This window comes from Arcicella sp. BE140 (assembly GCF_031456255.1).
In the GTDB taxonomy this organism is placed as follows: domain Bacteria; phylum Bacteroidota; class Bacteroidia; order Cytophagales; family Spirosomataceae; genus Arcicella; species Arcicella aquatica.
The window spans coordinates 247277-272181 of sequence record NZ_JAVDUE010000006.1; the positions used below are offsets into that span (position 1 = coordinate 247277).

At 36.4% G+C, this 24905-nt stretch carries 14 protein-coding genes and 1 pseudogene; all 15 read left to right on the plus strand.

Annotated features, from left to right (window positions below; genetic code table 11):
* The first annotated feature begins 19 nt into the window (after positions 1-19).
* The 15 genes and pseudogenes from J2Y60_RS11570 (at position 20) to J2Y60_RS11640 (ending at position 24812) form a co-directional block, all read left to right on the plus strand.
* Positions 20-2932, plus strand: coding sequence for a SusC/RagA family TonB-linked outer membrane protein (locus tag J2Y60_RS11570; RefSeq protein WP_309917562.1), 2913 nt, complete (start codon positions 20-22; stop codon positions 2930-2932).
* A gap of 23 nt (positions 2933-2955) precedes the next feature.
* Positions 2956-4686: a RagB/SusD family nutrient uptake outer membrane protein gene (locus J2Y60_RS11575; protein WP_309917561.1), complete on the plus strand. Its 1731-nt coding sequence runs from the start codon at positions 2956-2958 to the stop codon at positions 4684-4686.
* Positions 4687-4859: 173 nt separating this feature from the next.
* A complete protein-coding gene (locus J2Y60_RS11580; protein ID WP_309917559.1) occupies positions 4860-8210 on the plus strand; it encodes a DUF1553 domain-containing protein in 3351 nt (1116 codons plus the stop codon).
* Between the two features lie 29 nt (positions 8211-8239).
* Positions 8240-9682, plus strand: a complete 1443-nt coding sequence (locus J2Y60_RS11585) for a DUF1501 domain-containing protein (protein ID WP_309917556.1) — start codon at positions 8240-8242, stop codon at positions 9680-9682.
* Positions 9683-9706: 24 nt separating this feature from the next.
* Positions 9707-10384 carry a DUF1080 domain-containing protein gene (locus J2Y60_RS11590; protein ID WP_309917553.1) on the plus strand — a complete coding sequence of 226 codons (678 nt, stop codon included), beginning with the start codon at positions 9707-9709 and terminating at the stop codon, positions 10382-10384.
* Between the two features lie 27 nt (positions 10385-10411).
* Complete coding sequence (locus tag J2Y60_RS11595) at positions 10412-11788, plus strand: right-handed parallel beta-helix repeat-containing protein (protein WP_309917549.1); 1377 nt, start codon at positions 10412-10414, stop codon at positions 11786-11788.
* A gap of 140 nt (positions 11789-11928) precedes the next feature.
* Entirely contained in the window at positions 11929-13248 is a 1320-nt protein-coding gene (locus tag J2Y60_RS11600) for a Gfo/Idh/MocA family oxidoreductase (protein WP_309917546.1), read from the plus strand.
* Positions 13249-13299: 51 nt separating this feature from the next.
* Positions 13300-14266: pseudogene (locus tag J2Y60_RS11605) on the plus strand (FAD-dependent oxidoreductase); the annotation flags it as partial.
* A gap of 202 nt (positions 14267-14468) precedes the next feature.
* Positions 14469-15848 (plus strand): right-handed parallel beta-helix repeat-containing protein, encoded by a 1380-nt coding sequence (locus tag J2Y60_RS11610; protein ID WP_309917544.1) that lies wholly within the window; start codon positions 14469-14471, stop codon positions 15846-15848.
* Between the two features lie 45 nt (positions 15849-15893).
* Positions 15894-17177, plus strand: a complete 1284-nt coding sequence (locus tag J2Y60_RS11615; RefSeq protein ID WP_309917542.1) for a polysaccharide pyruvyl transferase family protein — start codon at positions 15894-15896, stop codon at positions 17175-17177.
* 34 nt (positions 17178-17211) lie between these two features.
* Positions 17212-18129, plus strand: coding sequence for an ROK family protein (locus J2Y60_RS11620; RefSeq protein WP_309917540.1), 918 nt, complete (start codon positions 17212-17214; stop codon positions 18127-18129).
* A gap of 2 nt (positions 18130-18131) precedes the next feature.
* Positions 18132-19037 (plus strand): EamA family transporter, encoded by a 906-nt coding sequence (locus tag J2Y60_RS11625; protein ID WP_309917537.1) that lies wholly within the window; start codon positions 18132-18134, stop codon positions 19035-19037.
* Between the two features lie 10 nt (positions 19038-19047).
* Positions 19048-19968, plus strand: a complete 921-nt coding sequence (locus J2Y60_RS11630) for a hypothetical protein (RefSeq protein ID WP_309917534.1) — start codon at positions 19048-19050, stop codon at positions 19966-19968.
* A 9-nt stretch (positions 19969-19977) separates the two neighbouring features.
* Positions 19978-22251, plus strand: coding sequence for a GH36-type glycosyl hydrolase domain-containing protein (locus tag J2Y60_RS11635; RefSeq protein WP_309994632.1), 2274 nt, complete (start codon positions 19978-19980; stop codon positions 22249-22251).
* 29 nt (positions 22252-22280) lie between these two features.
* Positions 22281-24812: a glycosyl hydrolase-related protein gene (locus J2Y60_RS11640; RefSeq protein WP_309917529.1), complete on the plus strand. Its 2532-nt coding sequence runs from the start codon at positions 22281-22283 to the stop codon at positions 24810-24812.
* Positions 24813-24905 lie beyond the last annotated feature (93 nt).

Consider the following 24905-nt stretch of genomic DNA (forward strand, 5'->3'; position numbering starts at 1 on the left):
ACCAGTTGTCAAAATCGTCATGAAAATACTAGATACCAAAAAGATATTTTATACTATGCTCCTTAGCTTGCTTGTCAATAATTTTATACAAGCACAAAAAAGGACAGATAAGTCACCAATATCAACTGATACCATTAAAATATTTAATAAATCTGCTGTAAAAAACATTGCTTATGGCATACAGCCAATTACTCATGTCACTAGTGCAATGTCTACCGTGAAAGGAGAGGATTTAGAAAAAAACTTCTCGCTCAACCTTGGAAATACATTGTATGGTAGGCTAGCAGGACTAACAGTTACACAGGGTGGTTCCGAGCCTGGTGTTTCCACGCCTAATATATACGTAAGAGGTATAAATACAATAGGAGGAGCCGGTAATGCCCCCCTTTATATCATAGATGGTTACCTAAGTAATGGCTCAGGAACAGCAAATGCCTTTATGCAGCTATTGCCAGAAGAAATAGAGTCTATCTCTGTTTTGAAAGATGCTTCTGCCACTGCCATCTATGGTGCTCGTGCAGCAAATGGAGTTGTTTTGGTTACAACAAAAACAGGGAACGAAGGCCCTTTGAAAATATCATTTACGGCAAGATATGGGTTTAATCAGGCTCAGTATATTCCTAAGTTTTTGAATTCGTATAATTATGCTACGTTATATAATGAAGCATTAACAAACGATGGCTTAGCTCCAAGATACACCCAAGCTGATTTAGATGCTTATCAGAATGGCTCAGACCCACTTTTTCATCCAAATGTCAATTGGTATAACGAAGTACTAAGACCTACTTCGGCAGTATCTAGTTATGATTTAACTTTTAATGGAGGAGATAAATTTGTTAAGTATTTTGTAGTACTTAATGCGATTAATAGCCAAGGCTTATTCAAAAAATTTGGGAATATGAATGATGAGAGTTCAAACTCAGATTATTCAAAATATAACTTTCGTACAAATTTAAATGTAGCATTGTCTCAACGTTTGTCTGCCGAATTTAAAATTGCGGGTGCAATAGAAGAAAGCAATAACCCTAATAATTATACGACAGCCTCAACTTTTAGTTTATTATCATCTTTACCTCCCAATGCGTTTCCGATATATAATCCTAATGGTACATTTGGTGGGAATGCTCTTTACGCTAATCCGGTAGGAAACTTATTGGCTACTGGTTTTGCAAAAAACAATACAAGAACAATATTATCGTCGTTAAAATTTACAGAACAATTAGATATGATAACCAACGGGTTAAGTGTATCTGCTGCTGTCTCTATTAATAATTACTTTGAATCAGGTTCTAGAAAAACAAAACAATACCCACGATATTCAATATCTAAAGGAGTATTAGGTGACACGTTATACAGCCCAGCCGTTGGACAGTTAACCTCGCTAAGTGGTATTGAAGAAACCTTAGATCAATATAGAAACCTTATGGTTCAGGCATTTTTGAACTATAAGAAATCTTTTGGAAAAAGCGATATATCAAGTATGTTAATGTTTAATACAGACAATATTACTTTTTTTGGTCCTGCCTCAGATCCATCAAACCCTACGGCCAACTCTACAGACCCTTATAAACACAACAGCGGTGCTGGGCGTTTTACCTATGCCTTTGACGACAGGTATGTAGCAGAGTTTTCGTTTGGGTATATGGGAAGTGATATTTTTGCTCCGGGCAAACGTTATGGCTTTTTCCCAGCTGGTTCAGTTGGCTGGATTGCTTCAAATGAAAGTTTTTTGAAAAAGAGTTCAGCTATTAATTACTTAAAATTCAGAGGCTCTTATGGTTTGGTTGGGAACGACATTATAGCATCGCAAGGTTTATCATCACGATATGCTTACACACCTACATTTGGTGGTGGGGGCTATTTTTTTGGAACGGGTAATACAGCCGTTGGTGGTTTTGCCGAAAATGTTATTGCCAATCCTAATATAACTTGGGAAAAAGAAAAAATAACAAATGTTGGTATTGATGCAACCCTATTCAAAAACCTCAGCCTTTCTTTAGATGTTTTTAATCGTGACAGAGATGATATTTTGGTGGCATCTAATAGTACAACACCATTGTTTTTAGGGATAAGCACTCAAAACCTTAACCAAGGAAAAACAAACACCAAAGGTTTTGATTTATCGCTAAGATATACAAGTACTGCTAAGAAAGACTTACAATTTTTTGTTGAATCAAATATCTCATACTATAAGAGTAAAGTAGTTTTTAATGCTGAAGCCCTTCAACTGAATACACAATTGTACTCTACCGGTCGTGCTATTGGACAACCAATTGGTCTTAAAGCGATAGGTTTTTATAGTCAAGACGATATAGCACAAAGAGCTATAGACCCTAAAAGTGTACCAGGAGTACTTACAGAGGTTATCAAAGCAGGGGATATTAAATATCAAGACATTGGTGGGCCAGACGGCAAACCAGATGGTATTATTGATGGGAATGACAGAATACCTATCGGAAACCCAGGTATCCCTAATTTTACGGCAGGCTTGCACACAGGCTTAAGTTATAAAAGTTTTGATATTGATTTAGTGTTTCAAGGGGTAACAGGTACTACTAGTTATTTAGGTGGAAATACATTTCAAGCCTTCCAATCTAATGGACAGGTTGCTCCAATTGCCTTGAATAGATGGACTCCTGAAACAGCAGCAACAGCCGACTATCCAAGACTATCATCAAAAGATAATTTAAATAACTATCAATTTTCTACTTTTTGGCAGCGTGATGGCAGTTTTGTAAAATTGAGAAGTGCTGAAATAGGTTATACGTTACCAGCTAATTTATCACATAAGGTTGGGCTAACTAAAACGAGATTTTTTGTAAATGGCACAAATCTGTTCTCATTAGACAAAATTGAATACGGCGATCCAGAATCATTGACGGGTTATCCTGTAACCAGAACATTGACCTTAGGTTTTAAAATACAATTGTAATTCTTTAAAATACAATTCTGAAAATGAAAAAATATTTATACTTGTTAATAGTATGTGTAACACTTGCGTTAAGTGCTTGCCAAGACCTTGACCGTGAATTTGTAACAACTATCGGACGGAATGAAATTGAACAGTCTTTTGGTAATGTACAGTCATTATTAAACGCAATCTATTCGGATATTCCAGATGGTACAGTTTATATTGGCGGTGCGGCAATGATGTCTTCAGCAACGGATGAGTCTGAATTTACAGCTGAGACCAATAGTATTCAAAGTTTTAATACAGGTAGCTGGAATGCCATCAATAACCCTGATCTGGTATGGGGAAATTATTACAGAGGGATTCGTAAGGTAAATCAATTTTTATTATCTACTGGAAAAATTAATCTAGACCCTTGGAAATTAGATCCTTCTCCATCAGCTCAAGCTGTTTATCAAACAAACCTTGCTACAATTAAAAGATGGACTTATGAAGCTAGATTTTTAAGAGCATACTTTTATTTCGAATTAGTAAAACGTTATGGTGGTGTACCGATTTTGAATAATGCTCTTTCATTAGATGATGATTTTTCAGGGATTAAACGTAATTCATTGAATGAATGTATTCAGTTTATCAGTGCTGAATGTGACTCAGCTGCAACACAACTACCCCTTAATACTTCAACTTTACCTTATGTAGCTGCTACAGATTTAGGTAGGGTAACCAAATTGACAGCTTTGGCTCTGAAGAGTAGAGTATTATTGTATGCCGCTAGTGACTTATTTAATAATCCATCTTGGGCTGGTGGTTATTCAAACCCTGAACTTATTTCTATGCCTGCTGGCGACCGTGCTGCTCGTTGGAAAGCAGCATCTGATGCAGCCAAAGCAGTTATTGATGCTGCTGCATTACCCAATTTAGGTGCTTATAAATCACTGTTTAATACGTTTAATAATGGTGAAATTATTTTTACAAGAAGTAATGCCGCTGCCAATCAGTTTGAAAGAAATAACTCGCCGATAGGTTTTAATCTTGGGCAAAGTGGGAACACCCCTTCGCAGGATTTAGTAGATGCTTATGAAGTAAAAGTAAATGCAACAACAGCTGTTAAATTCGACTGGAACAATCCTGCAATGGCTGCCAATCCTTATGCCAATCGTGACCCACGCTTAGGGTTTTCTATTGTTGTTAATAATACATCATTTGGTACTCCTGCCAGAAATGTACAATTATGGACGGGGGGCTTGGATGGTAAACCAATAATAAATGCTTCTAAAACTGGGTATTATTTACGCAAATACCAAATTGAAAGTTTGAATTTGCTAAATGGTAACACAGGGGTACATAGCTGGATTATTTTCCGTTACCCAGAAATTTATTTGAATTACGCTGAAGCCCTAAATGAATGGAGTCCAGGAAATGCTGATATTAAGAAGTATGTAGATATTGTACGTAATAGAACCGGTGTTACTATGCCTCTTCTGCCTGCCAACCTATCTCAATCAGAAATGAGGGATAGAATACGTAATGAAAAAAGAGTTGAATTTGCTTTTGAAGACCATAGATTTTGGGATGTGCGTAGATGGATGTTAGGAACTGAATATTTTGCAAAGCCGTTAATGGGCGTAAACGTAACTAGAAATTCTGATAATACTTTTACTTATACACCTTTTAAAGTAGAAGATAGAGTTTTTACTCCTAAAATGTATTTATATCCTATTCCTCAATTAGACTTAAATATCTCAAAAGAATTAAAGCAAAATCCACTTTGGTAAATAAAATACAGATAATTAATATATTTTATTTATCTCCAAATACAACATTAGTTATCTGTTAATCTAACTTGGTTTACATAAATAGGCAATACTAGCTAGTACAAGTATTGCCTATTTATGTAATCAATTTAGGAGAAATAATTCTAAACTGATAAATCGTTTAAAGGCTAAAAATGATAAAATACATTAACTATATCTCTTTAATTGTTTTAAGTTATTGTCTATGGTCATGCTCGAACACTGTAGAAATACCAAAAGAGGTTTTAGCGTATGACGACAAACTGCCCGAAACCGTTGACTATAATTTACACATCAAGCCCATACTGTCCGACCGTTGTTTTAAATGCCATGGACCCGATAAAAACAAAATTGAGGCTGGATTACAGTTGGCAAGTTTTGATGGGGCTACCCTGAAATTAAAAAGTGGAGCAAAAGCCATAGACCCTTCTAATATTGCTAATAGCGAGTTAGTTAATCGTATCCTAAGTAAAAATCCAGATGATGTTATGCCTACTCCAGAAAGCCACCTAAGCCTTTCGGATGAAGAAAAAGCATTACTCATAAAATGGATTAAGCAAGGTGCTGAATACAAAGAACATTGGTCTTTAGTTAAGATTGAAAACCCTGAAGTACCCAAAGTAGGAAAAAATTTCTGGTCACGTTGGGGTTTAGGCGAAGATGAAGAAACCAATTGGATAAAAAACGAGATAGATAATTTTAGCCTAGCTAAAATGAAAGAGAAGGGTTTGAAGCCAAGCCCGAAAGCTGATAAAAATACATTATTGAGAAGAGTGTATATGGACTTGACAGGCTTGCCACCAACACCAAGTGATATTACAGCCTTTATAAATGACCAATCGACCAATGCTTATGAGAAAGTAGTTGATAAATTATTAAAATCTCAGCATTATGGTGAACAACAAGCTGTTAGCTGGTTGGACTTGGCTAGATATGCAGATTCCAATGGCTATCAAGACGATGCCCTGAGAACCATTTATCCTTACCGAGATTGGGTAATAAAATCATTTAACGAAAATCTACCTTTTGATAAATTTATAAGTTATCAATTAGCAGGCGATTTGTATCCTAATCCATCAAAAGATATGATGGTTGCAACGGCTTTTAATCGTAACCATTCACAAAGCGAAGAAGATGGTATCGTACCAGATGAGTATCAAGTAGAATATGTAGCTGATAGAACCAACACTTTTGGAAAAGCCATGTTGGGACTAACTATGGAATGTTGCCGTTGTCATGACCATAAGTATGACCCAATTTCTCAAAAAGATTATTATTCTATGTTTGCCTTCTTTAATAATATAAATGAGCATGGGCAAGTACCTCATAAATCTTCTGCAAGCCCGATTATTACTATCTCTAAACCAGAGGCAGAAAAAAAGATAAAATTTATTAAAGAGCGACTTTCAAGTATAAATCAATCTGAAGAAAATCTTAAAGCTTCTATCAACCAAAGATTCGAAAATTGGCTTCTTAAAGGAAGTAAAACAACGTTAATAAATCCAGAAAAAGATTTGTTAATTGATGTAACATTTGATGCAAATGAAAAAAAGCGAGAAGGAAATAGAATAGTTTTTAAGAATAATGCTAACGACAGCCTTGCATTAGAGACTTATGGAGATTTGGAACACCCTCCATTAAGTATAAAAGGACGGAAGGGACTTGGAGTAAAATTAGTAGGCGATAGCTATCTAAAAATACACGAAACCAATAATTGGTGGAATATCAAAAAATTTAATCACCGAACAATCGGGAATTTTGAAAGGAATCAACCTTTCACTATTAGTTTATGGGTAGGAATTATTGACCCTAAATTCAAAGGGCAAATTTTTAATAGAAATTCTGGTGCTTTATCTGCTTTTAGAGGTTATGAATGCGAAAGGTTAGAAGACGGAAGACTAGCCTTTAGGATAAGTAATATCTGGCCCGACGATGCCATTGATTTTGAAACAGACTATCAATTAAAACCTAAGCAGTGGACTCATATCACAATGACATACGATGGGCTGAGCAAAGCCGAAGGTTTAAAGATTTATATTAATGGGAACAGAATTCAAGGAAAGATATTGGCCAATCATCTTTCAGGTAGTATAATTTGGGAGAAAAATCACGAAATCCTAAAAAGTTACGCCGCTTCTACCAATTTTTCATTGGGTAAAAGACATACCACTATCAATAAAGGCTATGCAGTAGATGAATTAAAGATTTTTGGTAGAGTGCTTACCTCATTAGAGGTACAAAGCATAATGAGTCAGAAGGATTTAGTAAGGAAAACTTTACAACAAAATGTATCTGACATTGACAATGAACAAAGAGAAGCCCTTTTTGAATATTATAAAACACATATAGACCCAACTAGCCTACAGTTAGCTACTAAAAGTAGAAAGCTAATTGGCGAAGAAGTAGAAATATTAAACAAGGGGGTGGATATAATGGTAAGTCGCGACCGTAAATATCCTAGAAAAAGCTATATCCTTAATAGAGGTGTGTATGATGCTCATGGCGAAGAAGTAAGTCCAGAAATTCCTCTGAGGCTTGGTAAGCTTCCGTCAGATTACCCTAAAAATAGATTGGGGTTAAGCCAATGGCTACTTTCAAAAGAGAATCCTCTTTTTGCCCGAGTAATGGTTAACCGTTTGTGGCAACAGTATTTTGGCAATGGTTTGGTAAAAACACAAGAAGACTTTGGTAATCAAGGTGAATTACCCTCACATCCAGAGCTTTTAGATTGGCTTGCTACAGCATATAGAGAGGACAATTGGAATACAAAGGCTTTTATTAAAAGGATGGTTATGTCAGCTACCTATCAACAATCATCTAAAGCAACTAAAGAACAGATTGAGGTTGATCCTGATAATAAGTGGTTGGCAAGAGGAAGTAGTTACCGTTTTAGTGCCGAACAAGTGCGAGATAATGCTTTAGTTGCTAGTGGATTATTAGTCAAAAAAATAGGTGGTGAAAGTGTATATCCTTATCAGCCTGCTGGTATTTGGGAAGCCCTAGCTACTAGAAACGTAACAAACTATGTACAACAGCATGGGGAGAATCTATATCGAAGAAGTATGTACACTATTTGGAAAAGGACAAGCCCACCGCCAATGATGTTAAATTTCGATTCTCCCGATCGTAGTTTATGTACAGTCCGTAGGCAAAAAACGGCTACTCCTTTACAAGCATTAGTAACACTAAATGACCCCTCTTTTGTAGAAGCCGCTAGGGTTTTGGCACAAAGAACAATTAAGAAAAATAGCACTTTTGAAAATCGTATTCAATACTTTTTTCAATCTATAGTATCAAGAAATGCACGCCCAAGCGAAGTATCTATTTTAAAAGAATTATTTACAACAGAATATGAAACCTTTGAAAAAGATTCGTCAAAAGCTACATTACTTGTTTCGGTTGGGGAGTATCCAAGAGATATGACTTTAAACCCAGTTGAACTAGCAACTTATACAGTTATTGCCAATACTATTCTCAATTATGATGAGGCAATCGTGAAACGTTAGATTTATAATCCTTATAAAACGCTAGAAATATGACAACTGAATTACAAGATAAAGTACATGACCAGATAAGTCGTAGAACTTTCTTACAGACTTCAGGGATAGGTCTTGGAGCGGCGGCTGTATCAACAATTTTACCATCGGTATCGTTTGCAACAGAACCAAGCCATAAAACTGGGCCTCATTTTACTCCTAAGGTAAAAAGGGTTATTTATCTTCACCAAAGCGGTGCACCGTCTCAACTAGAAACATTCGATTATAAACCTAAGCTTGAATCTATGTGGGGGCAAAACCTCCCTGAATCTGTAAGAGGTGGGCAAAGGTTAACAGGTATGAGTGCTGGGCAAAGTTCGTTTCCATTAGCAGCATCTACTTTCAAGTTTGCACAATATGGGAAAAGCCGAGCTTGGGTTAGTGATTTATTGCCATATCACAAGGAAGTGGTAGATGATTTGTGTTTTGTTAAATCAATGTACACCGAACACATCAATCATGACCCGGCAATTACATTTATTCAAACAGGAAATCAAATTGGGGGACGCCCTTCAATGGGGTCTTGGATGAGCTATGGTTTAGGTTCTGAAAATCAAAATTTACCTGCATTTGTAGTATTACTGTCAAGAGGAAGAACTGGAGACCAACCTTTGTATGCTAAACTTTGGAGCAATGGTTTTATTCCTTCAGTTCATCAAGGGGTAGTATTTAGGTCTGGACCAGACCCTGTGTATTACCTCAATAATCCGAATGGTATAGATAAGTCTTCTCGTAGAAATATGCTGAAGGCATTGTCAAAATTGAGCGAAGACCAATACAAACAAGTACTAGACCCAGAACTAAACAGCCGAATGCTGCAATACGAAATGGCGTATCGTATGCAAAGTTCTGTACCAGAAACCTTAGATATTAAAAACGAGCCAGACTATATTTTTGATATGTATGGTGCAGATAGCCGTATTCCAGGTACTTATGCCGCCAATTGTTTATTAGCCAGAAAACTTGCCGAAAAGGATGTACGGTTTATACAACTTTATCACCAAGGTTGGGATCAACATGGGAATCTCCCCAAGGATATTCAAACAATGGCGAAATCAGTTGACCAAGCCTCTGTAGCTTTAATAAAAGACCTTAAACAACGTGGGCTATTGGATGATACCCTTGTAGTTTGGGGTGGTGAGTTTGGTAGAACCAATTACTCGCAAGGGAAGCTTACTAAAGAAAACTACGGAAGAGATCATCATCCTCGTTGTTTTACAATTTATATGACAGGTGGGGGTGTAAAAAAAGGTTTTTCATTGGGTCAAACAGATGAATTTGGATACAATATTGTTAAAGACCCTGTTCATATTCATGATTTGCAAGCAACAATCATGCACTTGATGGGAATAGACCACGAACAACTAACCTATAAATTTCAAGGGCGTCGTTATCGGTTGACTGATGTGGCTGGAAAGGTAATTAAACCCATTTTAGTATAGTTAATGTAATTATTCATCTTAATTATGAAATACTCAAAGATAATCTTTATTCTATTTTTTATAGTATCTATCAATAAAGCCACAGCCCAAAAATGGCGAAGTCTATTTGATGGAAAAACAAGTAATGGTTGGCGAGGGGCTTCGCTTGATAAATTTCCTGAAAAGGGCTGGAAGATTCAAGACGGAATATTGAGTGTTGAACCAACAGAGGGCAAAGGGGGTGATATTGTAACAACTGAAGCGTTTTCAAACTTTGAATTAAGTGTTGATTTTAAGTTAGTAGAAGCAGGCAACAGTGGCATTAAATACTTTGTTGACCCAGCTTTGGTACGTTCAAGTTTAGGCTTAGAATATCAGCTTCTAGATGACGACAAGCATCCAGATGCCAAAAACGGACGTGATGGCAACCGCAAAACGGCTTCATTATATGACCTAATCCCTGCACCAAATGATAAAATACTCAACAAAGTAGGCCAATGGAATACTGCCAAGATTATCTCTAAAGGCAATCATACTGAACATTGGTTAAATGGCAAAAAAGTATTGGAATTTGAAAGAAATAGCGATGAGTATAAGCGGTTAATTACACTAAGCAAATACAAAGATTTATCCAATTTCGGAATAGGAGAGAAGGGAAGAATACTATTACAAAATCATGGTGACCAAGTATTTTTTAGAAATATCAAAATTAGAGATTTGTAAAGAATAAAGGCTAAACTTAAAAAAACCATGAAAAAATTATTATTCGTTATTGTACTATTGTTGGTAATAAATACTGGTATTACTGCTCAAGTTTGGCACGTTTCAGGTAATGGGAGCGATTCAAATGACGGGAAATCGCCAGAAACAGCTTTTCGTTCTCTACAAAAGGCTGCTAATTTGGTTCAGCCCGGAGACGTTGTGCTGATTGGCAATGGTATTTATACCAATACTGATAAATCAAATGGCAGTGCAGTGCTTTCAGTAACAAGCTCAGGAAAACCAGATGCTTGGATTACTTGGAAAGCTAGGACTGGGCATAAACCAGAAATTAGACCTATTGGCTGGGCTGGTATTCAAATTTCAGGGTCTTATCATATTTTTGATGGAATCACTATAAAAGGTAGCAATGATTCTATTGTATTGCTCCACGCTCAGGAAGATGCAAAGAAGCCAACACCTAATCCATATTTTAATACCAACGGCATATTTGTAAATGGTAGAAATAAGAGTCCAGACCAAAAGCCACATCATGTTATTATCAGAAATTCAGAAGTTAGCAAATGTGCTGGTGGTGGAATTGTAGCCATTGAGGCCGATTATTTTACAGTTGAAGACTGTAAAGTGTTCGATAACGCATGGTTTATGCGTTATGGAGGTTCGGGAATTACTACCTTGAACAATTGGGCTTATGATGATGCCCCAGGTTACCATGTTATTATACAAAGAAATTTTGTGTGGAATAATAAAACAATGGTACCATGGGAAAAAATCGGAAAATTGAGTGATGGTAATGGAATACTGCTTGACGTAACAGATCAAGCAGATGTACAAGGGGCAACCAATCCCAATGCTGATGCCGTTATTAAGCCAAACGTAAATCAACCTACAGTTGAAACAAAAGTTCCTGAAAAACCTAAAAGACCAGAATGGAAGGGCAGAGCCTTGATTGCCAATAATTTAAGTGCTTATAATGGTGGTTCGGGGATTCATACGTTTAGAACGAAATATGTAGATATTATTAATAACACAACCTATTGGAACGGACAAACGGTTGGTTATCAAGAGTTGTTCCCAAATCGCTCTGAAGACATAGCCATTTTAAATAATATCATCGTTCCTAGACCAGCGGGAAAAGTAACATCAAATAACAGAAATACTAATATTCGTTGGGATTACAACTTGTACACAATAGCCCAAAATGTTATTTCAGGTCCAAATGATATTGTTGCCGATCCAAAATTTATTAATATTCAACTAGACCCCACAAAAGGGGATTTCGGTATTACCAAAAATAGCCCTGCATACAAATCAGGCTCAAAAGAATTAGCTCAACCAAAAGATATAACAGGCAAAACTCGCAAAAAAACCAATGGTGTAAGCAGAGGTGCTTTTGAAGTTAAATAATAACAATTGTGACACAAGATGCTCACTCTCAAAAATTTACCCTTAAATTGTTTTTGACATTCTATGCCTATTTTTTTAAAATTTATATAGTTTAAAAGCGTTTAAACGGGTTTTTATAAAACAGCTTAAAATATATCACTATGTCGAACAGACGCAACTTCATAAAACAATCTGCTTTGGCAACGGCCGGAGTGCTTACTTCTTCTAGTCTTTTTGCTTATCATGGAAACCCAAACGATAAGGTTGTAATAGGCGTGATGGGAACAAACAGTCGAGGGCTTTTTTTAGCAAGAACATTTGCTAAATTACCCAATGTAGAAATTGGCTATATCTGTGATACTGATGCTAAAGTCCTAGCAAGGACAATAGATGAGATAGAGAAAATATCAGGGAAAAAGCCACAGGGTTTTACAGATATTCGAAAACTGTTAGAGAAAAAAGATTTTGATGGTTTGGCCATTGCCGCACCAGACCACTGGCATACACCAGCTGCTATTATGGGTTTACAAGCAGGGAAAAACATCTATGTTGAAAAACCATGTAGTCATAATCCTCGTGAAGGCGAATTATTAGTTGAAGCTAGTAATAAATATCAAAAGTTAGTTCAAATGGGTAGCCAGCGACGTACTTTCTCTAATGTGAAAGATATGATTGCTAAACTACACAGCGGTGCTATTGGCAGAGTATATTTTGCCCGTGGCTGGTATGTGAACAACCGTAAATCTATCGGTAAAGGAGCAGTAGCACCCGTACCTGAACACTTGAATTTTGATTTATGGCAAGGCCCAGCCCCACGTAGAGAATTTAAGGATAATCTAGTACATTATAATTGGCATTGGTTCTGGAATTGGGGTACAGGCGAAGCCCTAAACAATGGTACGCATGAGCTAGACGTAATCCGATGGGGTTTAGGTGTCGATTTCCCAACACAAGTGGTTTCATCAGGGGGGCGTTTCCATTTTCAGGATGACTGGGAGACCCCAGATACACAAACTATTACGTATAATTTTCCAAATAATACAGCCTGTACTTGGGAAGGACGGAGTTGTAATGGTTATAATTCAGAAGGAAGTGGTAGAGGAGTAATATTTTATGGTGATAAAGGCACAATTGTTTACCCAGGAGCAAACAGCTACAAAATATTTGATAGTGCTAATAAATTAGTGGAAGAAGTAAAAGATGATACCCCTTTTGACCCTAAAAATGCGGTAAGCCCAACAGAATTATTAGATGGCATGCACCTCCAGAACTTCTGTGAAGCCATTAGAGGTAAAGAAAAAATAAATGCACCTATTTTAGAAGGTCATAAATCTACTTTGCTTCCGCAATTAGGAAATATTGCTTATCGAGTAGGAAGAAGTTTACACTGTGATCCAACGAATGGTCATATCTTGAACGATAAAGAAGCCATGAAACTCTGGAGCAGAGAATATGAAAAAGGGTGGGAAGTAAAAGTGTAGTTAAATGGATTTCTAAGGAAAACATCACAAATACAGATAGTTATCTTTGGTACTGGTAATAAAGAGGTAATAGGTGGGCTTTCTAGTGAATTTTACCACCGTGTTTACAAGCATTATCAAGATAGCAATGCTTGACAGTGGCAAAAAAGAGGAGAATATGGTAATAAAGGGCAAGGCACACCAGCGATTGACGGTACAAACCGTACCATGTGGATTTTTGAACCACATGTAGCCGAACAAGTATTTGAAGATTTTGTCAAAGAAAATAAACTGATTATTTACCGAAACGAATGGCTCGACCGTTCTGAGAAAGGTATTGTGAAAGTGTCAGGAAGTATCCGCTCTTTTAGTACGTTAAGTGGTAATATTTATCAGACAAAAATGTTCATTGATGCTACTTACGAAGGCGACCTGATGGCAGTGGCTGGTATAAATTATCACGTTGGTCGTGAAGCTAACAGTGTTTACGGTGAAAAATGGAACGGTGTTTAACCAGAGGCTTACGACCCCGCACGCTATGAATTATTGGCACTTGTTTATGCAACAGGCTGGCGTGAAACCTTTGATAAATTTGACCTAATACCAAATCGTAAAACGGATACCAATAACCATGGTCCTTTTAGTACTGATTATATTGGTAAAAACTATGACTATCCAGAAGCTAGCAACGAACTTCGTATGCAAATCATCAAAGACCATGAATTATACCAAAAAGGCTTAATGTATTTTTTACAAAATGATAAAAATGTTCCAGCTGATGTTCATGATAAAATGCAAGAATGGGGCTTACCTAAAGACGAATTTAAAGACAATGGAAATTAGTACCAGTTTGTCTATCAAGCTCACACATTACTTATGGTTTAATCAGAATAGGATGGAGCCAGTTTTTATGATATTAGGTCAGTCGGCAGCAACAGCGGCTGTGCTTTCTATCAATAACAAAGTTTCACCTCAACAATTGCCCTATAGTAAACTCAAATCCGTTTTGTTGAAATACAACCAACGATTAGAATTTTAATCGGTATTGAATCCCGATTTAATATATAACCCAGCCTTGTATGGCTACTTCTATAACTTTGAAGGACGTGAGTTATCTAACATCAAATTGTTAACAAAACCGAATCGTCTGAGCTAAAAATATAATCAAAAAATAAACGGGATAAATCCTATTACAGCTTGTTTCATAGTCATGTTAAGGTAAATAATATCAAAATATAACTATGAAATATACATTTAAACTGATGTTATGGGGTTTATCACTATGTAGCACATCCCTTTTTGGATGTGACCAAAAAGAGGTAACAGATATAGTAGTAAAACCGACTACACCACCCGTAACTACTTCACCCAAAGCTTACTACGTGTCTGAAGAAAAAGGCTCAGATGCAAACAATGGCCTATCTATTTCTACGCCATTAAAAACAATAGGTGCAGGACAAAACTTAGCAGCACCTGGCGACACAGTTTTTATCATGAATGGCAATTATGCTCCTGTTACTACCATTCAACTCAACAAATCTGGAACAGAGGGAAAATATATTACCTATAAAGCTTATGCAGGACATAAACCAAAGTTCTTCTTCTCTGGAAGTATTTGGAATGCCATTACCATCAATGGTTCTTATATTGTATTAGAAGGGCTTGAAATTCAAGGCAATAATCAGAACCTAACCTATGAAGAAGCTTTGGCTTCGTACAATGATAAAGTGGCAGGTGGTAATAACAATAGTTTGTATGCTACTTATAATATGAATGGCATAAGTATTGGTGGTCCTAATACAGAGTCTAAATTTCCACATCACGTTGTTATTCGTAATTGTAAAATTCATGATTTTCCGGGCGGTGGGCTTAGTTCTATTCAGGCAGATTATACAACTTTTGAGGGTAACACTGTTTACAATAATGCTTGGTATATGATGTATGGCGGAAGCGGTATCAGTATTTTAACACCCTATGATAGCGATGCCAATACAGGATATAAAAACATTGTTCGGAATAACGTCTGTTATAGCAATAGAACAACCATTCCATGGATTAGTCAACAAAAATTGAGTGACGGCAATGGAATTATCATTGATGTTAACCTACGCCCTTATAATTCAACAGTTACTGATAAACCATATAAGGGACGTACACTGGTTGAAAACAATATTAGTTATAATAATGGAGGTTCGGGGATTCATGCTTTTGATGCAGCTCATGTAGATATTATCAATAATACAGCCTACAATAACGCACAAATCATGGTGACTTATGCAGATATTTTTGCGAATACCTGTAGCGATGTTAAAATAATGAATAACATTGTTTACACTAAACCAAACGGAAACTGTAACTCAAACAATAAAAATAAAAATGTTACTTATGACTACAACGTATATTTTGTAGGTAAGGTAGCTGTAAAAGGACCTAATGACAAAGTGATGGATCCGATGTTTGTGAACCTTTCTACTGACCCTAACGTAGCAAACTTTTCGTTAAGAAGTGGTAGCCCAGCCATTGATGGAGGTACGCAAAGCATTTTTGCACCTAAAGATATCAAAGGGGTGGCTCGTCCGAAAGGTGGGACAGTTGACTGTGGAGCTTATGAAGTTCAGTAGTAAAAAATACGCTTACATTGATAATATATTTTAGAAATAATCTTTATGAAACGCAGGAAATTTATAGAACAAGCTGGACTATTTTCAACAGGTTTGTTTTTTACCTCTTTTATTTCGGAAGTAATAAAAAAAACGAATCCAACCATATTATTGGTTTCTGGTTGGCAAGATGTAAATATTGGAGACATTGGACATACACCAGGGCTTCTACATATTTTAGAAACCTTTATTCCAAAAGCAACAATTATTTTATGGAAAAAAAGCAATAGTGAAGAGGTGAAGAAGTTACTCAACAAGAATTTTCCGAAAGTAAAAATTATCTATGGAGGTGTGAATAAAGACAAAGATGTAGATAATCCCGAAATTCTTGAAGCTTTCCAAAAAACCGATTTGATGATTCACGGTTCGGGGCCACTTTTAGTAGGAGCAGATAATTTGGCAAGTTGGATGAAATATACTACCAAACCTTTTGGAATTTTTGGTACAACCCTTGAAAATCCAAGCCAATATCATCAAAGCATTTTACAAAAAGCATCATTTATTTATACTAGAGAAACCAAATCAATTGAACATTTAAAAAAAGTTAGTATCACAGGCAATCATGTGCAATTTGCCCCCGATGCTACCTTTTATATCAATATTCATAATGATAAAAAGGGGTTTACTTTTTTAAAAGAAAATGGTTTAGAAGCTAAAAAGTTTATTTGCGCTGTTCCACGTTTACGCTATACACCCTACCATAAATTCAACCCCAATAATAACGGTTGGAGTGCTGAAAAAGTAAAAGAAGTAGAAAGCATCAACGAAAAATATAAAGAAATTGACCATGCAAAGCTACGAGAAGCGATGATTGCATGGGTGCGAGAAACAGGAAACAAAGTACTTGTATGTCCTGAAATGACTTATGCTGTTGAACTGATGGATGAATTGCTGATTAATCCATTACCCGATGATGTAAAACCATTTATTGTGAAAAGGGGGTATTGGCTTCCAGACGAAGCCGCTTCAGTTTATTCAAAAGCACATAGCGTTTTGAGCTTGGAATGTCACTCGCCTATTATAGCAGCTGCTAACGGAACACCATTTTTTTACTTACGACAGCCCGAAGATACCATCAAGGGACAAATGTATTATGATTTAGATTTCAACGATTGGGTTTTTGAAATAGACAATACAACAGGAAAACAAATTGCCGACCGACTGCGAGAAGTTTGGAAAGATTATGACAAGGCAAAAATAAAGCTAAAATCAAGTATGGATAAAGTGGAAAGCATTTATAAAAGCCGTACTGATGTATTGAAAACAATACTTAATGAAAAGTATAAATAGTAGAACGTTATAGCTATTATTAGCCTGAAAAGCCATGAATAAACTTGCAATTGGTATTGATATAGGAGGGACTAGAACCAAAATTGGCTTGGTTGATTTGGCATTAGGGCAGGTAATAGAAACAACGATTTTTCCTACTGAAACCAAAGATGCAACACGATTCGAGCAAATGCTTGCTGAGGGTATTGATAGGTTTAAGTCTAGAGCCAGTGAAATTAATGTTCAATTGCTAGGTATTGGTATTGGGGTTTCGAGTTTTGTTTTTGATGATGGCACAGTAGATTCTACTTATGGTTTTATAGACTTTATGGAAGACTATCCACTGGTAAAAATCATCGAAGAAAATCATCTTTTACCTTGTAGAATAGATAACGATGCCAGACTGGTGGCTTTAGGAGAGGCTGTATTTGGCAAAGGCAAAGGTTTTGAAAGAGTATTGGTGCTTACCTTGGGTACAGGGCTAGGACTTGGATTTACGGTAAATGGTAAATTGGATGGCAAGTTACCTTACGCACACATGGGCGGACATATTAGCATTATTCAAAACGATATACCTTGTTATTGTGGCAAAATTGGTTGTTTAGAATCACTGGTATCTGCTACAGGAATAATGGAAACCGCAAAACGATTGAATTGGCATCAAAAATATCCTAATGAAGATTTTACCGTTGAAAGTATTTTTAAAGCTAGTAGAGCAGATAATATAGAAGCCAAGCTAATAGTAGATAATTTTCTTTGCTATTTAAAAACGGGTCTTTCAAATTATATCAATCTGTATGCTCCTGACACTATTATTTTAGGGGGTGGTGTAGCCAAAGGGCTGAAACCTTATTTAACATTTTTACAAAACGAAATATTATTAGGACCGTATAAAAAATATAAAGCTAGCATTGAGATTTCTGAACTTGAAGAGCATTCAGGAATTTTAGGAAGTGCCGCTCTATTTTACTGATTATGAAGAACAAAAGTTGGATTTATTATTCTATTGCCGCAGCTCTTTTTTGGGGGGTATGGGGGGTGGTGGCAAAGCTAATTTCAGAAGATGTAAATCCTTCTGCAAATCATGTCTTGTTTACTATCGGTATGCTATTAACGCTTCCCTTGGTTGTAAATAAAATCCGAAAAGAAAAACCCAACACCAAAGGTATAATCTGGGGTCTTGTCTCGGGCATCTTGGCAGTAATTGGTAACGTGGCTGTTTTTCAAGCTTTTTCCGAAGGCGGACTAGCTGCTATTGTTATTCCTCTTACTAATTTATATCCACTTGTTACGATACTGATAGCTCTTTTGGTTTTCAAAGAAAAACTGAATTGGGTTAATGGTGTAGGCATTCTATTGGCTATTCCAGCCGTAATAATGCTTTCTGGACAAACACTACTCTTTGATGACCCTACTGCTTTTGTTAAAAATCTAGGGTTAAATACGTGGATATTATTTTCATTGATAGCCCTGTTTTTCTGGGGTGTTTTTAGTGCATCGCAAAAACTAACCACTAACTATATTTCTGCTGAATGGGCATATACAGCTTTTATATGTTCAAGTATTATTTTATCACTGTTGTTTATTGTTTTGGGGAAAGTGTCTTTCACTTTTTCCCAAAACACTTTTTTATTAGGTTCGTTTTCAGGGATGCTTAATGGACTAGGTGTTTTGTGCAGTTTTGCCGCTTATAAAGCGGAAGGTAAAGCATCGCAAGTAACAACGATAGCAGGAGCTTTGCAACCCGTTTTTACTATTGTATTAGCAATTGCTTTTTTGTCAGAAAGTATCACATATATAGAACTAATAGGTATTGCTTTTGCCATAATAGCAGCTTTGGCATTATCACAAGAAAATAAAAATCAACCAGTAATGGCTTAACCTTGCTTGTATGAATAAAATGTACGCTGAAATACTTGAAATCCCCGATAGAGCTTTAGCATTATTAGGCAGCCCAACACAACCTTTGCCCCTAAAAGTACCTTACTTGGGCATGGGTTCTTCGTATTTTGCACCACTAGCTTTTAAATATATGGGTGTAGATATTTATCCAGAAATTGCTTCTGAATATTTTAATTACTTGTCCTCTCAGGCAAAGAAACCATTAGCCGTAATCCTCTCTCAGTCTGGTAAGAGTAGTGAAGCTCTTTGGTGTACACAACTTTTTGAAAAATATATTGCCATCTCTAACTATCCTGAAAACGAACTGAGTAATACAGCAAATGTGACAGAGGTAGTGTTGATGCAAGCAGGGGAAGAGCATTATTCTTCTTCAAAAACATATATCAATACGCTGTTAGTCTTGTTCAAAGGTTTTGGCTATAATCCAAAAGATGCTGTAACATTGCTTACCACTAAAATGAAAAGTTATGAAGAGCTTGGACAAAGCTTAGCAGAACAAGTTTTCGAGATATTACAGCAAAAAAAAATCCATGGAATTTATATAACAGGCAGTGGCCCTAATATCGCTACAGCTTTGGAAGCAGCTTTGATTTTGAGTGAAAGTACTAAACTAAATTTTCATGGGTTACCAATGGCTCAATACGACCACGGGCCCAAAGAAACGGCTCTGAACAGCATTGTAATTCAAATTTTAGTAAAGGGGAAATCGTATGATAGGGCGTTGGCTTTAACAGAAAAAATAGAAAAAGCAGGAGCGATAGTTTTAACGGTGGAAGAACTCGAAGCAGAAGAGCATTTTTCTATTTTACACAATATCATTCCTTTCAATTTTATGGCGTATTACCTATCACAAAAATTAGGAATAGATGAAATTTTTGCTGTTGGCGGAAAAATTACGGAGGTAGAATAAAAATTTAAAATGACCAGAATGCGACATTATATTGCCATTATTGTTTTGTTTTTTCAAGCTCATTTCATTTCAGCTCAATCTGTCGGTAAATGGAGTTTTTCTTCACAGCAACTTCCTGTGTATGAATATACAGGCAGATTACCCAATATTGTGCTAGACAAATTGGGGAAGGATTCTTATATACAAACAGACCCTTATTTTCTATTGGGCAATTATCGTTTATCGCTTTTTGTTCATGCTAGCGGAATATATCAGTTTATGACGGGCGAAAGAGCTTGGGCAAGGGTAAATGCGGATGAAAATCAACAAAATTATGGTTCAAATAATGCCCAAATTATCGTTAAGAAAGGCAAGAATTACAAAAAAACAGATTTGATTGGGCTAAAATCAATAGCAATAGATACCCAACGAACCCAAAAGTTGTTTGGGGTTGGCTTTGCTAAATATACTTATCGTTTAGATGAAGATTTGAGTTGCCAACGTGTTATTTCGGTAAAACCCTCTACCAAAATTAATACTGGAAACCCCGCATTTGTAGTGTCTGTTACTTTAAAAAATTCGGGTAAGGTAGTACAAGAATTGACATACTCAGAAGGAATGAAGCTAAACTATACGCCTAGTGCTATCCAACTTTATGAGCCAACTAAACGCCCAGTAAGTTATCTGCATAAAATCAGTGTTGATAAATCTACCAAAACGACAATTGCCAATTTAACCTGCACACCCAATTTATTTTTGAACTTTCCGAGTAAAAATCAACGCTATATCTATGATGTGAATCCACCCAATGTATTTATGAGTACGAAGAGTTTTGATAAGGATATTAAGAGTTATATTACAGTTAATCATGATACTTTATCAGCTCATTTAACAACTATCCTGAAACCAGGAGAAACTCATACCTTTCATATAATCGTAGGCCTTAACTATGAAAATTCCAAGCAAGCAATTCAAGAACAGATCAATGAATTATTGGCTAATGTAAATCCTAGCAATAATAACGAAGGGTTTTATCAAACTGCTTGGAAAAAGCAATTGCCCGATTTTACTGCTGAAAAGGACCAAATCATTAAGCGTGAAATGCTTTGGAATGCCTATACATTAGAAGCTATGGCTACCTATTGTGCCTATTATGGTGAAACGATTATTCCACAAGGAACTATTTATGCCTATCATTTTGGTGATAATATTTCTAATCGTGACCACCTACAAGCGGCACTTCCTGTTTGCTATACCAATCCAAACTTGGCAAAATCTATCATACGGTATGTAATAATGCATAGTGAAACCGACGGAGAAATCAAGCGTGGCGATGCAGGTAATGGCTGTACTCCACCTTCGCTCTATAAAGAAAGTGATGAGCAACTTTATTTTTTCAATACGCTTTCTCAATACTTGGCTTCTACAAAAGACTATGCCTTTTTGAATGAAAAAGTGTGGCTTTATCCTGCCGAAAACAAAAAAGGTGAGGTTGTGCTGAATATCCTGAAAAATTACTTTGTTTATTTGAGGGATGAAATTGGTAGAGGCTCGAACGGATTAGTAAAGATGCTGAATTCTGATTGGAGCGATAGTTTTTTTCACGAAAACTCCCCTAATGTATATGCTGCAACGGCTGAGTCGCACTTGAATTCGGTGATGGTACTTGCTATTTTTCCAAAATTAATTACTGAACTCAAAAAGTCTAAAAATCCCGAAGCAACTGCGTTGATTATTGCCTTAGAAAATTATAGAAAAGAAGTTTCTGAGGCATATTTCAAAGATTTTGGCAACCGCAAATTTTCTGCTCGTGCTTATTTGAACCACAGGAAAAAGTATGGTATCGATAATGTCTGTATAGAACCACAGGGATATTTATTGCAAATTCCTGACTTGAGTATCAGTCGTAAAAAAGAAATTTATCAATACGTAAAATCAAAAATTTATTCACCCGAAAAAATTGGTTTTCGTACCCGAGAAAAACCTCTTTGGAGTACCACAGGCGAAGGAGAGGATGGAGGAATATGGTTTTCGTTAGAAGGGTCGCTAATTGCAGGGGTAGCAACTTTTGATAAACAAGAAGCAAAAGAACTGTTGCATACCATCAGTTTCCAAAACTTTACTGACCAATATCCCAGTATTTGGCTAGGGCAGTGGACGGGTGGTGATAATGTTAATTCAACTTTATCTCAACGCGATGGCTTATGTTTTTTTTGGGAGAAAGACCGACCTAATGTATTCCAAGGTTTTTGTAGCCATCCTCATGCTTGGCCTTTGTATTGTTATTTGAAAATTAAAGAATGAGTGTACCCATATCATAAGAATCACCCAAAATGAAGCAAATACTAATTATCACTTTCTTCTTATTTTATGGTTGGACGACCCACGCCCAACAAAAACGCCTATACATTGCTAATGACGACCACACAGATTATATGTGGACAGCCAATGAAGCCCAATATGATTCTGCTTTTGTAAAAATGCTAGATTTTTATCTGAATCAGGTAGATTCTACTAAAAACAATGCCCCTGATTTTCAGGCAAGATTCAATTGTGATGGTAGCTATTGGTTAAGAGCCTATCAGAAATTTCGTTCCCCTGCCCAGTTCAATCGTTTGATGGATGCTGTCAGATCAGGGCATATCAGTAGCCCCTTTAATAGTTTGGTAAGTACCTATGGTGCTCAACCAACGGAAGCTGTATTAAGAGGAATGTTTTATGCAGGCAGTTTAGAGCGTGCTTACAATCTACGGTTTACTTTAGCACAAGCCATGGAAAACAATACTATTCCACTGGGTTTAAGTTCCCTTTGGGCAGGAGCTGGTGTAAAATATAGTTATAAAGGCATTGGTGGATATGGTAGCCAGATGACGTACGAATACCGAGCAAATAGACGAAAACAGTTATATCATTATACAGGATTAGATGGCTCGAGTGTCTTAACAAAATGGTATGACTATAACGAAAAAAAGTATGCACCTTTTGGAGGCTATGCCGAATGCCGAATGTACCCCAAGAAAAGGCCAGTCAGCCAGACAGTAGAGATAGAACAAGTAATTGATAAATTGGACAAGTACACTAACAACCCGCACTATCCTTTTAATGTAGCCGCAGCTTTTGGCTATGGTTGGGACGACCTTTCTAATTTTATCTCACAACCTTTTATAGAAGCTGCTCAAAACAAAACGACAGATACGCGTAAAGTAAGGGTATCTAACGAAGCAGATTTTTTTGAAGATGTGGCTAAAACCTATCCTAATTTACCTTCAGAGTCATTGAGTTATGGCAATGAGTGGGACATTTATTGTGCCTCTATGAATGAAACAACTGCTAAAGTGCGTCGTTCGGTAGAAAAATTGCGTACTGCCGAAGCATTAGCTTCTCTTGTTTCTTTAAAAGACAAACATTTTGCGACATCTTTAACCAATGCCAAACAACAAGCTTGGGAAGCTTTGGGCTTTTATTGGGAACATAACTGGACTGCCGATGGACCCGTAAAACGTAATATCCGAGCAGACTGGCAAATTAAATTACAAACCCATGTTAGTAGTTATGTAGATTCATTATTTCAACTAGCTTCTGACGCATTGGGAAAGCAAATTAAGCAATCGAAAAACGCTAGATTTTATGTTTTTAATCCATTGAGTTGGATAAGAAACGATGTAGCAGATTTTGAATACGAAGGCAAATTCCCTGTGAAAATTGTAGATTTGACTACAAACCAAGAAGTTGCTAATCAACTAATTAGTAAAAATGGTAAACAATATCTCCGCATTCAGGCAGATAATGTACCTTCGGTAGGGTATAAGGTATTTGAAATCAGACCAGAGAAAGGTAAAAGCTTTCCCAACAGGATAAAGACTTCGGGTAATTATATCAGTAATGCCTTTTATAAATTAAAAGTAAGTCCATCGGGAGCTATTACTGAGTTATATGATATTGCTGCTAAAAACAAACAAGTTGTTTTAGCTGGAAAGTATTTGAATAGTTTGGGGAATAATCCTTCAGATGGAGCAGGAACTATAGTAGTAGAAAATGCAGGACCTGTTTCTGTTACTTTAAAGGCTGTTTCCCAAAAACCTACGTTGCATACTGTAAGGATTACGCTTTTTGCGAACAATTCAAGAATACAGATTGAAGATAGCATTCAGGCTAATTTCGGTGATGTAAAAACTTGGGACTTTGCTTTTAACCTAAAAAAACAAACTACACGTCACGAAGAGCTAGGAGCAATAATTACCGCTAAAAAAGAAACACGTGGGGGGCATTATTCTGCACAAAACGCAAGGTTAGATTGGCAAACATTCAATCACTTTGCAGATATGAGCGAAGCTAATTATGGTATTACATTATCTAATCAGGATTGTAGTTTTTTTAAATTAGGAGAAAGTACTGTTGATTCACTTTGGGAAGATTCTTCGGAATTACACGCACTAGCAGGCGGACAGGTAGATAAAAAAGTAGAAGACGGAGGGATGATGGGTATTTTTAATCAAAATGGTCAGAAATCATTTTACTATAATTTTGCATTGACTACCCATCAAAATGCTTTTAATCCAACCACAGCTATGAAGTTTTCATTAGAACATCAGAACCCACTAGTTGCTGGAAGCATTGAAGGCAGTAAAGTTAAAAAGAATGAAAACTCTTTTTCGCTACTATCAATAAACGACCCCAATGTATTACTCTGGTCTTTAAAACCCTCTGAAGAAGGCATTGAAAATGGATTGATAACTCGTTTTTGGAATTTTGATAGTAAACAAGTTAGTCCAACTATTAAACTTTCTAAACCCATCGGTACTGCATGGCAAACTACCCATGTTGAAACCAACGAACAACAATTAACACCAATGAATGGGATGTGAGGTTCTCATAACATTTGTGCGAAAATTTACGGTTTTCAACTATTTCATTAGTTACAATACACCTTCTTTTGCTTTATTATAAACCTGAAAAGG

Excerpts from the sequence above, each read along its gene's own strand:
- J2Y60_RS11570 (WP_309917562.1), top strand. The coding sequence starts at position 20 with ATGAAAATACTAGATACCAAAAAGATATTTTATACTATGCTCCTTAGC.
- J2Y60_RS11575 (WP_309917561.1), top strand. The coding sequence starts at position 2,956 with ATGAAAAAATATTTATACTTGTTAATAGTATGTGTAACACTTGCGTTA.
- J2Y60_RS11580 (WP_309917559.1), top strand. The coding sequence starts at position 4,860 with ATGATAAAATACATTAACTATATCTCTTTAATTGTTTTAAGTTATTGT.
- J2Y60_RS11585 (WP_309917556.1), top strand. The coding sequence starts at position 8,240 with ATGACAACTGAATTACAAGATAAAGTACATGACCAGATAAGTCGTAGA.
- J2Y60_RS11590 (WP_309917553.1), top strand. The coding sequence starts at position 9,707 with ATGAAATACTCAAAGATAATCTTTATTCTATTTTTTATAGTATCTATC.
- J2Y60_RS11595 (WP_309917549.1), top strand. The coding sequence starts at position 10,412 with ATGAAAAAATTATTATTCGTTATTGTACTATTGTTGGTAATAAATACT.
- J2Y60_RS11600 (WP_309917546.1), top strand. The coding sequence starts at position 11,929 with ATGTCGAACAGACGCAACTTCATAAAACAATCTGCTTTGGCAACGGCC.
- J2Y60_RS11610 (WP_309917544.1), top strand. The coding sequence starts at position 14,469 with ATGAAATATACATTTAAACTGATGTTATGGGGTTTATCACTATGTAGC.
- J2Y60_RS11615 (WP_309917542.1), top strand. The coding sequence starts at position 15,894 with ATGAAACGCAGGAAATTTATAGAACAAGCTGGACTATTTTCAACAGGT.
- J2Y60_RS11620 (WP_309917540.1), top strand. The coding sequence starts at position 17,212 with ATGAATAAACTTGCAATTGGTATTGATATAGGAGGGACTAGAACCAAA.
- J2Y60_RS11625 (WP_309917537.1), top strand. The coding sequence starts at position 18,132 with ATGAAGAACAAAAGTTGGATTTATTATTCTATTGCCGCAGCTCTTTTT.
- J2Y60_RS11630 (WP_309917534.1), top strand. The coding sequence starts at position 19,048 with ATGAATAAAATGTACGCTGAAATACTTGAAATCCCCGATAGAGCTTTA.
- J2Y60_RS11635 (WP_309994632.1), top strand. The coding sequence starts at position 19,978 with ATGACCAGAATGCGACATTATATTGCCATTATTGTTTTGTTTTTTCAA.
- J2Y60_RS11640 (WP_309917529.1), top strand. The coding sequence starts at position 22,281 with ATGAAGCAAATACTAATTATCACTTTCTTCTTATTTTATGGTTGGACG.